Annotated in this window: 13 protein-coding genes; 8 read left to right on the top strand and 5 right to left on the bottom strand. The window is 72.0% G+C overall.

The window, feature by feature from the left end:
* Window positions 1-136: 136 nt before the first annotated feature.
* The 8 genes from ACF08D_RS02870 (at window position 137) to pssA (ending at window position 9136) form a co-directional block, all read left to right on the top strand.
* Window positions 137-985 carry a TetR family transcriptional regulator gene (locus ACF08D_RS02870; protein WP_392220706.1) on the top strand — a complete coding sequence of 283 codons (849 nt, stop codon included), beginning with the start codon at window positions 137-139 and terminating at the stop codon, window positions 983-985.
* Between the two features lie 406 nt (window positions 986-1391).
* A complete protein-coding gene (ccrA, locus tag ACF08D_RS02865) occupies window positions 1392-2729 on the top strand; it encodes a crotonyl-CoA carboxylase/reductase (protein ID WP_392220705.1) in 1338 nt (445 codons plus the stop codon).
* Window positions 2729-4750, top strand: coding sequence for a protein meaA (locus ACF08D_RS02860; protein WP_392220704.1), 2022 nt, complete (start codon window positions 2729-2731; stop codon window positions 4748-4750). Before ccrA ends, ACF08D_RS02860 begins: the two co-directional genes overlap by 1 nt.
* Window positions 4747-5712 carry an HpcH/HpaI aldolase/citrate lyase family protein gene (locus ACF08D_RS02855; RefSeq protein WP_392220703.1) on the top strand — a complete coding sequence of 322 codons (966 nt, stop codon included), beginning with the start codon at window positions 4747-4749 and terminating at the stop codon, window positions 5710-5712. Before ACF08D_RS02860 ends, ACF08D_RS02855 begins: the two co-directional genes overlap by 4 nt.
* Window positions 5709-6239, top strand: a complete 531-nt coding sequence (locus ACF08D_RS02850; RefSeq protein WP_392220702.1) for a MaoC family dehydratase — start codon at window positions 5709-5711, stop codon at window positions 6237-6239. Before ACF08D_RS02855 ends, ACF08D_RS02850 begins: the two co-directional genes overlap by 4 nt.
* A 2-nt stretch (window positions 6240-6241) precedes the next feature.
* A complete protein-coding gene (locus ACF08D_RS02845; RefSeq protein WP_392220701.1) occupies window positions 6242-7456 on the top strand; it encodes an acyl-CoA dehydrogenase family protein in 1215 nt (404 codons plus the stop codon).
* A 167-nt stretch (window positions 7457-7623) separates the two neighbouring features.
* A complete protein-coding gene (locus ACF08D_RS02840) occupies window positions 7624-8280 on the top strand; it encodes a phosphatidylserine decarboxylase (protein WP_392220700.1) in 657 nt (218 codons plus the stop codon).
* The gene (gene pssA, locus ACF08D_RS02835; protein ID WP_392220699.1) at window positions 8273-9136 is read left to right on the top strand and encodes a CDP-diacylglycerol--serine O-phosphatidyltransferase; all 864 of its coding nucleotides are present in this window, start codon (window positions 8273-8275) and stop codon (window positions 9134-9136) included. Before ACF08D_RS02840 ends, pssA begins: the two co-directional genes overlap by 8 nt.
* Window positions 9137-9253: 117 nt before the next feature.
* On the opposite strand, the gene ACF08D_RS02830 is transcribed toward pssA, so the two are convergent.
* From ACF08D_RS02830 to ACF08D_RS02810, 5 genes are read right to left on the bottom strand one after another with little or no spacing between them, the layout of a single operon-like run.
* Window positions 9254-10525, bottom strand: coding sequence for an ABC transporter substrate-binding protein (locus ACF08D_RS02830; protein WP_392220698.1), 1272 nt, complete (start codon window positions 10523-10525; stop codon window positions 9254-9256).
* Entirely contained in the window at window positions 10522-11634 is a 1113-nt protein-coding gene (locus tag ACF08D_RS02825) for a branched-chain amino acid ABC transporter permease (protein WP_392220697.1), read from the bottom strand. The genes ACF08D_RS02830 and ACF08D_RS02825 overlap by 4 nt, the downstream gene beginning before the upstream one ends.
* Window positions 11627-12517: a branched-chain amino acid ABC transporter permease gene (locus ACF08D_RS02820; RefSeq protein ID WP_392220696.1), complete on the bottom strand. Its 891-nt coding sequence runs from the start codon at window positions 12515-12517 to the stop codon at window positions 11627-11629. Before ACF08D_RS02820 ends, ACF08D_RS02825 begins: the two co-directional genes overlap by 8 nt.
* The gene (locus tag ACF08D_RS02815; protein ID WP_392220695.1) at window positions 12514-13284 is read right to left on the bottom strand and encodes an ABC transporter ATP-binding protein; all 771 of its coding nucleotides are present in this window, start codon (window positions 13282-13284) and stop codon (window positions 12514-12516) included. The genes ACF08D_RS02820 and ACF08D_RS02815 overlap by 4 nt, the downstream gene beginning before the upstream one ends.
* On the bottom strand, window positions 13281-14078 hold the full coding sequence (locus ACF08D_RS02810; protein ID WP_392220694.1) for an ABC transporter ATP-binding protein: 798 nt from the start codon (window positions 14076-14078) through the stop codon (window positions 13281-13283). The genes ACF08D_RS02815 and ACF08D_RS02810 overlap by 4 nt, the downstream gene beginning before the upstream one ends.
* Between the last annotated feature and the right edge of the window lie 128 nt (window positions 14079-14206).

The raw sequence follows: 14206 nt of genomic DNA, 5'->3' as shown, positions 1-14206 counted from the left end.
CGGGGCGGGCCACCAGGGCGGCCGTCCGGTCACCGGAGCGGGCCACCAGGGCCGCCTCCCGGGCCGCGCGGCGGGCCGTCCGGGCGGGCCCCGGGGCCGGTGGGCGGCCCGGCCCCACGGGCGCGGTCCTGCACAAATGCAGTACGTTCAGGTCATGTCCCAGCCCGCTGACGCCGCCCGCCGACCCGCCCGTACCCTCTCTCCGCCCGACGCCCCGGAGAGCGCCGCGGGCAACCGTGCCGCCGCCCAGCGGCTCAAGATGCGCCGTGAACTGGCCGCCGCCGCCATGGAGCTGTTCGCGACCAAGGGGTACGAGGCGACGACGGTGGACGAGATCGCCGCCGCCGCCGGCGTGGCCCGCCGTACGTTCTTCCGCCACTTCCGCTCCAAGGAGGAGGCGATCTTCCCGGACCACGACGACACGCTGGTGCGGGCCGAGGCCGTCCTGCACGCCGCCCCCGCGCACGAGCATCCGCTCGACACGGTGTGCCGCGGCATCAAGGAGGTCATGAAGATGTACGCGGCCTCCCCGGCGGTGTCGGTGGAGCGCTACCGCCTCACCCGGGAGGTGCCCACCCTCCGGGAGCGGGAGATCGCGTCGGTGGCCCGCTACGAGCGGCTGTTCACCCGGTATCTGCTGGGTCACTTCGACGAGCGGGACCACCACGACGGCAACGACGACCCGCTGCTGGCGGAGGTGGCCGCGTCGGCGGTCGTCACGGCGCACAACCATGTGCTGCGGCGCTGGCTGCGGGCGGGCGGCCAGGGGGACCTGGAGACCCAGCTCGACCACGCCTTCGCCATCGTCCGGGACACCTTCGGCACGGGCATAGGCGCGGGGCGCACGGCCGGCGCGAGCGCCCCGGCCAAGCCCCCCACCGCGACGGCGAGCACCTCGGGCGACGTCCTGGTGACGGTGGCGCGCACGGACACCCCGCTGGCCGAGATCATGCGCACCATCGAGCAGACGCTCAAGACCCCCTGACGTCACCCCCTGACGGCACTCCCCCGACGGCCGGACCCCCGGCCCCCGCCCCCGCTTCCACGGCCCGTCCGGCCCGGCGACCTCCGCCGGGACGGTCGGGCCGTCCGCGTACCCGGGCCCCACCCGCTCGATCATCGCTCATCCGTGATCGGCAGATGACATCTGAGAGAAATTGTTGGCACTGAGTGTCTTGTCGCCTGACACCCGGTGTCATACGTTGAGGGTGTCCGGGCGGCCGGCCCGCGGACACCTCCGTACGCCGGCTGTCCCCGCGGGAGCCACCGCGCCCCGCGCGCCCGGACGCCTGCGTCACAGGCACCCTCCCGCCCCGCCCCGCCGGACCGACGGCACCCCTCCCCCGCGGCCCCGCCCGCCCCTCAAGACGTTCCTCACCGGAGGCGACACCGTGAAGGAAATCCTGGACGCGATCCAGTCGCCGGACACCACGTCCGCGGACTTCGCCGCTCTGCCGCTCCCCGAGTCCTTCCGCGCGGTGACCGTGCACAAGGACGAGACCGGGATGTTCGCCGGTCTCACCACCCGCGAGAAGGACCCCCGTGCGTCCCTGCACCTCGACCAGGTGCCCCTGCCCGCCCTGGGCCCGGGTGAGGCGCTGGTGGCCGTGATGGCCTCCTCGGTGAACTACAACTCCGTGTGGACCGCCCTCTTCGAGCCGCTGCCGACCTTCGGCTTCCTGGAGCGGTACGGCAGGACGTCCGAGCTGGCCCGGCGCCACGACCTCCCGTACCACGTCATCGGCTCCGACCTCGCGGGCGTCGTCCTGCGCACCGGGCCCGGCGTCAGCGCCTGGCACCCCGGCGACGAGGTCGTGGCGCACTGCCTCTCGGTGGAGCTGGAGTCCTCCGACGGGCACAACGACACCATGCTCGACCCCGAGCAGCGCATCTGGGGCTTCGAGACCAACTTCGGCGGCCTCGCGGAGATCGCGCTGGTCAAGTCCAACCAGCTGATGCCCAAGCCCCGGCACCTCAGCTGGGAGGAGGCCGCCTCTCCGGGCCTGGTGAACTCCACCGCGTACCGCCAGCTCGTCTCCCGCAACGGCGCCGGCATGAAGCAGGGCGACAACGTGCTGATCTGGGGCGCGAGCGGCGGCCTCGGCTCGTACGCCACGCAGTACGCGCTCGCGGGCGGCGCCAGCCCGGTCTGCGTCGTCTCCAGCGAGCGGAAGGCGGAGATCTGCCGCGCGATGGGCGCCGAGGCCGTCATCGACCGCGACGCCGAGGGCTACCGGTTCTGGAAGGACGAGCGGACCCAGGACCCGAAGGAGTGGAAGCGCTTCGGCAAGCGCATCCGGGAACTCACCGGCGGCGAGGACATCGACATCGTCTTCGAGCACCCCGGCCGCGAGACGTTCGGCGCGTCCGTCTACGTCACCCGCAAGGGCGGCACCATCACCACCTGCGCCTCCACCTCCGGCTATCTGCACGAGTACGACAACCGCTACCTGTGGATGTCGCTGAAGCGGATCATCGGCACGCACTTCGCCAACTACCGCGAGGCGTGGGAGGCCAACCGCCTGATCGCCAAGGGCAGGATCCACCCGACCGTGTCCAAGGTGTACGCCCTGGAGGACACCGGCCAGGCCGCCCACGACGTCCACCGCAACGTCCACCAGGGGAAGGTCGGCGTGCTGTGCCTGGCCCCCGGGGAGGGCCTGGGCGTCCAGGACCAGGAGCTGCGGGACCGGCACATCGACGCCATCAACCGTTTCCGGGACGCCTGATGACGGAGCGCAAGAAGGACCGCCCCTGGCTGATGCGGACGTACGCGGGGCACTCCACCGCCGAGGCGTCCAACGAGCTGTACCGGCGCAACCTCGCCAAGGGCCAGACGGGGCTCTCGGTCGCCTTCGACCTGCCGACCCAGACGGGCTACGACCCCGACCACGTCCTCGCCCGGGGCGAGGTCGGCCGGGTCGGGGTCCCCGTCTCGCACCTCGGCGACATGCGCCGGCTGTTCCAGGGCATCCCGCTGGAGCGGATGAACACCTCCATGACCATCAACGCCACCGCGATGTGGCTGCTGGCGCTGTACCAGGTGGTGGCCGAGGAGCAGGGCGCGGACGTGAGCGCGCTCCAGGGCACCACGCAGAACGACATCGTCAAGGAGTATCTGTCGCGCGGGACGCACGTCTTCCCGCCCGGCCCGTCGCTGCGGCTGACCACCGACATGATCACGTACGCGGTGAACCACCTGCCGAAGTGGAACCCGATCAACATCTGCAGCTACCACCTCCAGGAGGCGGGGGCCACCCCCGTCCAGGAGATCGCGTACGCCATGTCCACGGCGATCGCCGTCCTGGACGCGGTGTTCGCCTCCGGCCAGGTGCCCGAGGAGCGCCGGGGCGAGGTGGTGGCCCGGATCTCGTTCTTCGTGAACGCGGGCGTCCGCTTCATCGAGGAGATGTGCAAGATGCGCGCCTTCGGCCGCATCTGGGACCGGATCACCCGGGAGCGGTACGGCATCGAGGACCCCAGGCAGCGCCGCTTCCGGTACGGCGTGCAGGTCAACTCACTGGGCCTGACCGAGGCGCAGCCGGAGAACAACGTCCAGCGCATCGTGCTGGAGATGCTCGCCGTCACCCTGTCGAAGGACGCACGCGCGCGTGCCGTCCAGCTCCCGGCCTGGAACGAGGCGCTGGGGCTGCCCCGCCCCTGGGACCAGCAGTGGAGCCTGCGCATCCAGCAGGTCCTGGCGCACGAGAGCGACCTGCTGGAGTACGAGGACATCTTCGCCGGCTCGCATGTGATCGAGGGCCGGGTGGAGACCCTGGTCGCCGAGTGCCTGACGGAGATCGACCGCATCCAGGAGATGGGCGGGGCGATGGCGGCCGTCGAGTCGGGCTACCTCAAGTCGCGGCTGGTCGCCTCGCACGCCGAGCGGCGGGCCCGGATCGAGTCCGGCGAGGAGAAGATCGTCGGCGTCAACTGCTTCGAGTCGACCGAGCCCAGCCCGCTCACCGCCGATCTGGACACCGCCATCATGACGGTGGACCCGGCGAACGAGGCGCGGGTGGTCGCCGGGCTCCACCAGTGGCGGGACAACCGGGACGAGGTCCGCGCCCAGGACGCGCTGGCCGTGCTCAAGGCCACCGCCGCCGGGACGGGCAACCTCTTCGTGCCCACCCTGGAGTGCGCCCGCGCCGGGGTGACCACCGGGGAGTGGTCCTGGGCGCTGCGCGACGTGTTCGGCGAGTTCCGGGCGCCGACGGGCGTGTCCTCGGCGCCGGTCGCCGTCGCGGCCGAGGAGGGCACCCCGCTGGCGGCGGTGCGCGAGAAGGTGGCGCGCACGGCGGCGGAGCTGGGCGCGGGGCGGCTGCGGCTGCTGGTGGGCAAGCCGGGGCTGGACGGGCACTCCAACGGGGCCGAGCAGATCGCGGTACGCGCGCGTGACGCCGGCTTCGAGGTGGTCTACCAGGGCATCCGGCTCACCCCGGAGCAGATCGTGGGCGCCGCGCTGGCGGAGGACGTCCACTGCTTGGGGCTGTCGATCCTGTCCGGGTCGCACGCCGAGCTGGTGCCGGACGTGCTGGCCCGGCTGCGGGCGGCGGGGGCCGACGACATCCCGGTCGTCGTGGGAGGCATCATTCCCGGTGCCGACGCCGCCGAACTGAGGCGCGCGGGCGTAGCCGCCGTGTTCACGCCGAAGGACTTCGGCATCACGGAGATCATCGGCCGTATCGTCGACGAGATCCGTACCGCGAACAAGCTCAGCCCCTCGGAAAGCTCGGAGGTCCCCGTATGACGACCGTGAACCGTCTCCGCCCGCGCCGCTCCTGCCTGGCCGTCCCCGGCTCGAACCCGCGCTTCCTGGAGAAGGCCCAGGGCCTCCCGGCCGACCAGGTGTTCCTCGACCTGGAGGACGCGTGCGCGCCGCTGGCCAAGCCGGAGGCCCGGCACACCATCGTGAAGTTCCTCAACGAGGGCGACTGGACGGGCAGGACCAGGGTCGTCCGGGTCAACGACTGGACCACCGAGTGGACGTACCGCGACGTGGTGACGGTCGTCGAGGGCGCCGGCCAGAACCTGGACTGCATCATGCTGCCGAAGGTGCAGAGCGCCGAGCAGGTGGTGGCGCTGGACCTGCTGCTGACGCAGATCGAGCGGACGATGGGCTTCGAGACCGGCCGCATCGGCATCGAGGCGCAGATCGAGAACGCCCGGGGCCTCAACCACGTCAACGCCATCGCGCAGGCGTCGCCCCGGCTGGAGACGATCATCTTCGGGCCGGCCGACTTCATGGCGTCCATCAACATGAAGTCGCTGGTGGTGGGTGAGCAGCCGCCCGGTTACCCGGCTGACGCGTACCACTACATCCTGATGAAGATCCTGATGGCGGCCCGGGCCAACGACCTCCAGGCGATCGACGGGCCCTATCTCCAGATCAAGAACGTGGACGGTTTCCGCGAGGTGGCCGGCCGGGCCGCGGCGCTGGGCTTCGACGGCAAGTGGGTGCTGCACCCGGGCCAGGTCGAGGCGGCCAACGAGGTGTTCTCGCCGTCCCAGGAGGACTTCGACCACGCGGAGCTGATCCTGGACGCGTACGCGTACTACACGTCCGAGGCGGGCGGCAGGAAGGGTTCGGCGATGCTGGGCGACGAGATGATCGACGAGGCGAGCCGCAAGATGGCGCTCGTCGTCTCCGGCAAGGGCCGGGCCGCCGGGATGACGCGGACCTCCGAGTTCCGGGCCCCGGAGGCGTCATGACGACCCGGTTCGGGCGCACCTACGAGGAGTTCGAGGTCGGCGCGGTCTACAAGCACTGGCCGGGGAAGACCGTCACCGAGTACGACGACCACCTCTTCTGCCTCCTCACCATGAACCACCACCCGCTCCACCTGGACGCCAACTACGCCGGTACGAGCACGGACTTCGGCAGGAATGTGGTGGTAGGGAACTACGTCTACTCGCTGCTGCTCGGCATGTCGGTGCCGGACGTCTCCGGCAAGGCCATCGCCAACCTGGAGGTCGAGTCGCTGAAGCACGTGGCGCCGACCTTCCACGGCGACACGGTCTACGGCGAGACCACCGTCCTCGGCAAGACCCCGTCGAGGTCCCGGGGCGACCGCGGGATCGTGCACGTCGAGACCCGGGGCATCAAGCAGGACGGCACGCTGGTCTGCGTGTTCCGCCGCAAGGTGATGGTGCCGACCGAGCGGTACGTCGCGGAGCGCGGCGGCGAGCAGCCGGGCCGCCCGGAGCCGGCCGTTCCCCCGGAGAGGACGGAGAGCTAGCCATGGCCCGACTGGCGGAGACCCACGGACTGACCGACGTCCAGCGGGAGATCGTGTCCACCGTCCGGGAGTTCACCGACAAGGAGATCATCCCGGTCGCCACCGCGCTGGAGCACCGCGACGAATACCCGCAGGACATCGTGGACGGGCTGAGGGAGCTGGGTGTCTTCGGGCTGATGATCCCGGAGGAGTACGGGGGCCTGGGCGAGTCGCTGCTGACCTACGCGCTGTGCGTGGAGGAGATCGCCCGGGGCTGGATGTCGGTGTCGGGCATCATCAACACCCACTTCATCGTCGCGTACATGCTGAAGCAGCACGGGACGCCGGAGCAGCGGGAGACCTTCCTGCCGCGGATGGCGACCGGTGAGGTGCGGGGCGCGTTCTCGATGTCGGAGCCGGGGCTCGGCTCGGACGTGTCGGCCATCACATCGAGGGCGGTCAGGGACGGCGACGACTACGTCCTGAACGGTCAGAAGATGTGGCTGACGAACGGCGGCACGTCAACCCTGGTTGCCGTTCTCGTCCGAAGTGACGAAGGACACTCCCCCGAGGAGGCGGCCGCCAGGCCCCACCGGTCGATGACGACCTTCCTCGTGGAGAAGGAGCCCGGTTTCGGGGAGGTGCGGCCCGGGCTCACCATTCCGGGAAAGATCGAGAAGATGGGGTACAAGGGGGTCGACACCACCGAATTCCTCATGGACGGACTGCGCATTCCGGCCAATCGTGTCCTCGGTGGAGCCACCGGTCGCGGCTTCTACCAGATGATGGACGGCGTCGAGGTCGGCCGCGTGAATGTCGCGGCGCGTGGTTGCGGAGTGGCGCAGCGTGCTTTTGAGCTGGGAGTCGCTTACGCCCAGCAACGCCACACTTTCGGCAGGGCGATCGCCGAGCACCAGGCCATTCAGTTCAAGCTGGCCGAAATGGCTACCAAGGTCGAGGCGGCTCATGCGATGATGGTCAACGCAGCACGCAAAAAGGACTCCGGGCAGCGAAACGACCTGGAAGCAGGGATGGCGAAGTACCTCGCCTCCGAATACTGCAAAGAGGTCGTCGAGGACGCCTTCCGTATCCATGGTGGCTACGGGTTCTCGAAGGAGTACGAGATCGAGCGTCTCTACCGCGAGGCACCCATGCTGCTCATCGGTGAAGGTACCGCCGAGATCCAGAAAATGATCATTGGGCGCCGGTTGCTGGAGGAGTACCGATTCCAGGGGTGAATGTCGCTTTTGGTCCGGTTCGACAGCGAAGAAGATCACACCCTGTCATCGTCTTCCGGCCGCCGACTCGGCTGCTGGCTTGCCCAGTTGCGCCCCGCAACCGATAGCATCGACAGAAAGCCGCCGTCCCCCGCAACCGCGCGGCATCACCGCTACGAAGGTCATCCATGCCCCACAGCCAAACCTCTGCACCTCGCGACAGCCGCCTCGGCGTACGCATCGCTCGCGGAGCATCGCCGTGGCTTCTGCCGACCGTCGCCACCGCTGCGATCAGTCTTGCCCGTTCTCGCCGCTCCAAGCGCGCCGCGGCCATCGCCGTGCCCACCACCGCTCTCGCGGCGGGCATGCTCTGGTTCTTCCGCGACCCCGAGCGCGAGATCGCGCAGGGCCGGGTCATCTCGCCCGCCGACGGAGTGGTGCAGAGCATCATGCCGTGGAAGGACGGCCGGACCCGGGTCGCCATCTTCATGAGCCCGCTGAACGTCCACGTCAACCGCGCCCCGCTGGCGGGCACGGTGACGTCGGTCGAGCACGTGCCCGGTGGGTTCGTGCCGGCGTTCAACAAGGAGAGCGAGAACAACGAGCGCGTTGTCTGGCACTTCGACACCGAGCTCGGTGACATCGAGATGGTGCAGATCGCGGGAGCGGTCGCCCGGCGCATCGTGCCGTACATCCCCCAGGGGACCAAGGTCGAGCAGGGCGAGCGCATCGGTCTGATCCGCTTCGGATCGCGCGTTGACATCTACCTTCCGGAAGGTGTCGACGTCGCTGTCGAGGTCGGTCAGACCACGACCGCGGGGGTGACTCGAATTGACCGTGATTGATCCTGACACACGGGCCGACTGGGTCGCCGACGCCGAGGCGGACATCGCCGAGGAAGCCGAGGAGATGCCGCTGTCGCTGCGTCTCTCGATAGCGGACACGCTCACGCTGGGCAATGCCACGTGCGGCTTCATGGCGGTGTACTTCACCACCACCGGCATCCTGATCCCGCACCTCACCGGCAGCCAGGAGACCGGCATGGCGCGGCACAGCGCCGCCACCGCCGTCATCCTGATGCTCCTCGCGGCCATCTTCGACCTCTGCGACGGGCTCGTGGCGCGCAAGCTGCGCAGCTCGCCCATGGGCGCGGAGCTGGACAACCTGTCGGACCTGATCAGCTTCGGTCTGGCCCCGGCGTACTTCGTCCTGGTCTACGGGATGGTCACCCACGACGCCCACCAGAAGGTCTCGGCCGTGGCCGCGATCGTGGTGCTGCTGGCGGTGGTGCTCCGGCTCGCCAGATTCAGCTGCGTGACCCTGAAGGACGGCATGTTCCAGGGCATGCCGAGCCCCTTCGGGGCGCTGACGGTCGTGTCGATCGTGCTGCTGGAGCTGCCGTTCATCCCGACGCTGCTGGCGATCATCGGTACGGCCTGGCTCATGGTGAGCCGGGTGGAGTACCCCAAGCCGCGGGGCATCCTCGCGGTGGCGATGCTCAGCTGGATCGTCGGCGCGATGGGCCTGCTGGCGGCGTGGGCGTTCGACGCCCCCGGCGGACAGCTGCTGCTCCAGACGGGCTGCGCGCTCCAGGTGGTGCTGGGCGCCGTGATCCCGCTCTTCGCGACGGCCCGGCGGGTGAACACCTTCCGCGACAACCGGCGCGTGAGCCGGGAGGCGCGGGCGGCACAGCTGCCGTAGCGGGCGGACCGCCGCAGGGCGGAGTGGGACGACCGGGAAGGGCCCGGGTGCGGACGACGCACCCGGGCCCTTCCCGCGTACCCGGGGTCCTGCGGGGCGGGCGGCCCGCCCGGGCCGTCAGCCCTCGGGGGTGTAGGCCCGCGCCGCCTCGGAGACCTGGGGCGCCCGCGCCACCACCGCGCCGCCCGGGACGTTCCTGTCGGGCCGGAGGATGGCGCTCTCGCGGGACGAGGGCGCCCCGGGGTCGGAGAAGTCGTGCGTCATGCCGAACCCCGCGTCGTGCGCCTTCAGCGTCAGCAGCGCCCGGCTCACGCCCTCGCGGGTGAGGTCCTTGGCCGCGCAGGCCCGCTTCAGGGCCTCGCCGAAGACCTGGGCGGAGGTCCAGCCGGCCACCACACCGTTGTCCAGGGCGTCCTGGGGGTGAGCCGCGCGGTAGTCCGCGACGAGCTTCCGGGCGGCCGGGGTGGCGGCGCCGATCGGCAGGCTGGGCGTGGCCACGTGGTAGAGCCGCTCCAGCGCCGGGCCGGCCTGGGTGGCCAGCAGCTGCGGGGCGAACGCCGAGTTGTTGCCGATGACGGGGACGGTGAGCCCGGTGGCGGCGGCCACGCCGGTGAGCGAGGCGGCCTGGCGCGGCCCGGCGCTGAGGACGATCGCCTTGACCCCGGCCTGCTTGAGGGCGGCGACCTGCGCCGACATGTCGTTGTCGGTCGGTTTGATCTTCTGCTGGACGACCGTCAGACCGGCCTTCGCGGCCGCGTGGGTGGAGCCCTTGAGGGCGTTCTCGCCGTAGTCGCCCTCGAAGTACACGTGCCCCAGTTTGTCGCCCTTCCGCAGCCCCTTCTCCTTCAGCAGGAAGTCGACGGCGTTGATGGTCTCGATGTCGTACGTCGAGCCGATGACCCGGATGTACGGGCTGCCCAGCAGCGACGCCGACCACGCCTGGGGCAGCACGAGCCCCTTGTCCCGGCCGTCCACGCGCCGCTCGACCGCCGCCACGAACGGGGAGCCGATGAACTGGGGGAAGCCCAGCACCCGGGGCTCCAGCTCGGTGTAGGCGGCGAGCGCCTTCTGCGGGTCGTAGCCGTGGTCGCGGACCGTCAGCTCGACGGTCCGCCCGCACACGCCGCCGGCGGCGTTGAGCTGCTTCACGTACAGCTGCTGGGCCTGGGTGACGCTCTTGCCGAGCGTGGCGTACACGCCGGTCATGTCGGTGAGCACCCCCAGCCGGATCGTGCGCGCGTCGACGCCCGTGCCGGTGGTGACCCCGTCGGCGCCCCGGCCGCCGGAGTCGTCGCCGGAGCCGGCCTTGGCGCTGCACCCCCCGGTCGCCGTGAGGGCGACGAGGGCGGTGAGGGCGGCGGCGAGCCGCCGGTGTCTGCGTATGGTCATCGTTCCTCCGCTGGAGTGCCTGGGGACGTGCCGGTGGGCGTGGGCAGGGGGGTGGCGGCGGTGCGGGGGCGTACGGGACCGCGGGCGGCCGGCCGGACCAGGCCGCCGGGCAGGAACAGCACCACCGCGACGACGGCGGCGCCGTACAGGTAGCGTGACGCCTCACCGGGCGTGACCCCGCCCGCCCCGGGCGCCGACACCAGCGGCAGCGCGTCGCTGTAGCGGCTGAGGACCTGCGGCAGCAGCGAGACGAAGACGCCCCCGACCACCGCGCCCGCCACCGACCCCAGCCCGCCGATCACGATCATGGCGAGGTACTCCAGCGACAGCAGCATCCCGAAGTACTCCGGCACGGTCCGCTGGAACACCAGCGCCAGCAGGACGCCGGCGAGGCCCCCGTACATCGACGACAGCACGAACGCGGCGGCGCGCGTGCGGGCCACCGGGACGCCGAGGACCCCGGCGGCGACCCGGTGGTCGCGCACGGCGTTCAGGGCACGCCCCGGCCGGCCGCGCAGCACGCCCCGGGCGAACAGCGCGGCGCCGGTGAGCAGGGCGAGGCCCAGGTACCAGAGCTTCTCGGCGGCCCCGAACGGCACCTGCGCGACGACCAGTTCGCTGTCGTCGAAGGTGACGCCGAGCAGGGTGAGGGGCGGGACGTCACGGCCGTTGAAACCGCCGGTCAGGCCGTGGGCGTTGAACAGCACATGCTGGCCGATGAAGATCAGCGCCAGGGTGGCGATGCCCAGGTACGCGCCGCTCAGCCGGCCCGCGATGGGGCTGAACAGCCCGCCCGCGGCGCCCGCCAGCGCCACCGCGCACAGGGCGGCGAGCCAGCCGGGCAGGCCGAGGCCGGTGAGGCCGTCGCTTCCGTCGCCGGCGAGGGCGCAGTAGCCGTACGCGCCGGTGGCGAGGAAGAAGGCGTGCCCCATCGACAGCTGCCCGGTGGCGCCGGTCAGCAGGTTGATGCCGATCGCGCCGACGGCGGCGGCCATCGCGAACAGCCCGGCCTGGAGCCAGAAGCGCTCCAGGTAGAACGGCAGGGCGAGGAGCAGGACCGCGGCGGCGGCCCAGGCGTACGGGCGGACCCGGGTGCGGGTGTCAGACACGGGCGAACTCCTTGGTGCCGAAGAGCCCGGCGGGGCGGATCAGCAGCACCGCGACCATGACCAGGTAGGGCGCCAGGTCGCCGATGCCGCGGCCGAGGAAGGTCAGGTCGCCCTGGTAGCCGGTGGCGAGGGACTCGGTGATGCCGACGATCAGCCCGCCGGCGAGGGCGCCGGTGGTGGAGTCCAGCCCGCCGAGGATGGCGGCGGGGAACGCCTTGAGGGCGGCGAGGGAGGTGGAGCGCTCCAGCCCCGGGGTGGGGAAGACGGTGAGGAACAGGGCGGCGACGGCGGCGAGCGCGCCCGCGACGGCCCACGCCCCGAGGGACACCCGGCCGAGGCGCACCCCCATCAGGGCGGCGGTGGACGGGCTCTCGGCGGCGGCGCGCATCGCCACGCCCCAGGAGGTGAAGCGGAACGCCAGCAGGAACGCGGTGATCAGGAGCGACGCGGCGAGGAACGCGGCGATCCGGGTCTCCGGGAGGGTGAGGGGGCCGGCGGTGACGACGCCGTCGCCCCACGGGTCGCCGAGCGGGAGGACGTCGGTGCCGATGCGGCGGGTCAGTTCGGTGGTCAGCAGGATGTCGACGCCGATCGTGACGATGGCCAGCACGCTGTGGTCGCGGCCCCGGTGACGGCGCATCACCAGGAACTCGACGGCCGCGCCGGTGACGGCGGCGCCGGCGATCCCGGCGGCGAGCGCCGGCCAGAAGCCGATGTCGTCGTGGAGGACGGCGACGACGTACCCGCCGGCCAGGAGCAGCGACGCGTGCGCGAAGTTGACGACCTCGGTGGCGCGGAAGATGACGACGAAACCGAGGGCGATCAGGGCGTAGACGGAGCCGAGGGCGATGCCGCCCAGGAGGAGTTCGGCGAAGGTGGTCACTCGGCGGTCTCCTGTCCGAGGTAGGCGCGGACGACGGCCGGGTCGTTCTGGACGTCGGCGGGGGCGCCGTCGGCGATGCGGCGGCCGAAGTCGAGGACGGTCACGGAGTCGGCGAGGCGCATCACCACGCCCATGTCGTGCTCGACGAGGACGACGGAGACGCCGAGGCTGTCGCGGACGCCCGCGACGAGGGCGGCGGTGCGGCGGCGCTCGTCCGCGGTCATGCCGGCGACCGGTTCGTCGAGCAGCAGCAGCGTGGGCTCCATGCACAGGGCGCGGGCCAGCTCGACGAGTTTCTGCCGCCCGTAGGGCAGGGCGGCCGCGGGCCGGTCCAGTACGCCGGCGAGGCCGGTGAACTCGGCGATCTCGCGGACCCGGGCGCGGTGGCGGGCCTCCTCGCGGGTGGCGGACGGCAGCCGGAGGCCCGAGGCGAGGAACCCGGCGCGGGTGAGGCGGTGGCGGCCGAGCATCAGCGTCTCGGCGACGGTGGCGTACGGCGGGAGGGCCAGGTTCTGGAAGACGCGGGCGACACCGAGGGCGGCGATGCGGTGCGGGGGCAGTCCGGTCAGCTCGCGGCCGTCGAGGCGGACGCTGCCGGAGGTGGCGCGGCAGACGCCGGAGAGGACGTTGAAGGTGGTGGACTTTCCCGCCCCGTTGGGACCGATGACGGCGTGGACGGTGCCGGGGCGGACGGTGAAGCTCACGCCGTCGAGGGCGGTGAGGCCGGCGAACCGGACGGTGAGGCCGCGGACATCGAGGGTCGTCATGCCCGGCTCCAGGGGGCGAGGCGGGGGGCCGTGCCGGGCGGGCCGGCGGGGGCGGTCTCCGGTCCGGTGACGCCGAGGTAGCGGCGGCGCACCTCGTCGGAGGCGGCCAGTTCGGCGGCGGGCCCTTCGAGGACGGTCTCGCCGGTCTCCAGGACGTAGGCGTACGACGCGAGGCGCAGCGCGAGGGCGGCGTTCTGCTCGACCAGCAGCACGGAGGTGCCGCCGGCGCCGATCTCGCGGACGGTGTCGGCGATCCGGGCGGCCATCAGCGGGGCGAGGCCGAGGGACGGTTCGTCGAGCAGGAGGAGGCGCGGGGAGGCCATCAGGGCGCGGGCGACGGCGAGCATCTGCTGCTCGCCGCCGGACAGCAGCCCTGCGCGCTGGCGGGCGCGTTCGGCGAGGACGGGGAACAGGTCGTGGACGCGGCGCAGGGCGGCGGCGCGCCGGCCGCGGGCGGCGGTGAGCGCGCCGGCGCGGAGGTTGTCCTCCACGGTCATGCGGGCGAAGACCTGGCGGCCCTCGGGGACGTGGCACAGCCCGGCGGCGACGACCCGGTCGGGCGGCAGGGCGTGCAGCGGGCGGCCGGCGAGGGCGACCGTGCCGGCGGTGGCGGCGCCGCCGTGGAAGGGCAGGGTGCGGGAGAGGGCGCGGAGCAGGGTGGACTTGCCGGCGCCGTTGGCGCCGAGGACGGTGACGCAGGCGCCCTCGGGGACGTCCAGCGAGACGTCGCGCAGGGCGGTCACGGGCCCGTAGCCGGCCGTCAGCCCCCGTACGCGCAGGGCGGCAGCGCTCATGGGTGTCCCCTCGTCGGTGGGTCGGGGTGATCGGTGGCGCTCACCCCAGCACCGGGCCGGGCGGCCCGTCCACGGCCCCGGCGCCATTCGCTGCCGGTGCCCAGCGGGTGCGGCGGCGGGTTGTGCAC

This window comes from Streptomyces sp. NPDC015131, assembly GCF_043079975.1.
Lineage (GTDB): Bacteria > Actinomycetota > Actinomycetes > Streptomycetales > Streptomycetaceae > Streptomyces.
Note: the sequence above shows the minus strand (reverse complement) of the source record. Positions and strands in the feature narration are given on the sequence as shown.

What these genes read in the sequence shown, in the direction of transcription:
- ACF08D_RS02840 (WP_392220700.1), top strand. Translation starts at nt 7,624, where the DNA reads ATGCCCCACAGCCAAACCTCTGCACCTCGCGACAGCCGCCTCGGCGTA.
- ACF08D_RS02810 (WP_392220694.1), bottom strand. Translation starts at nt 14,078, where the DNA reads ATGAGCGCTGCCGCCCTGCGCGTACGGGGGCTGACGGCCGGCTACGGG.
- ACF08D_RS02815 (WP_392220695.1), bottom strand. Translation starts at nt 13,284, where the DNA reads ATGACGACCCTCGATGTCCGCGGCCTCACCGTCCGGTTCGCCGGCCTC.
- ACF08D_RS02845 (WP_392220701.1), top strand. Translation starts at nt 6,242, where the DNA reads ATGGCCCGACTGGCGGAGACCCACGGACTGACCGACGTCCAGCGGGAG.
- ACF08D_RS02850 (WP_392220702.1), top strand. Translation starts at nt 5,709, where the DNA reads ATGACGACCCGGTTCGGGCGCACCTACGAGGAGTTCGAGGTCGGCGCG.
- ACF08D_RS02830 (WP_392220698.1), bottom strand. Translation starts at nt 10,525, where the DNA reads ATGACCATACGCAGACACCGGCGGCTCGCCGCCGCCCTCACCGCCCTC.
- ACF08D_RS02855 (WP_392220703.1), top strand. Translation starts at nt 4,747, where the DNA reads ATGACGACCGTGAACCGTCTCCGCCCGCGCCGCTCCTGCCTGGCCGTC.
- ACF08D_RS02860 (WP_392220704.1), top strand. Translation starts at nt 2,729, where the DNA reads ATGACGGAGCGCAAGAAGGACCGCCCCTGGCTGATGCGGACGTACGCG.
- ACF08D_RS02870 (WP_392220706.1), top strand. Translation starts at nt 137, where the DNA reads ATGCAGTACGTTCAGGTCATGTCCCAGCCCGCTGACGCCGCCCGCCGA.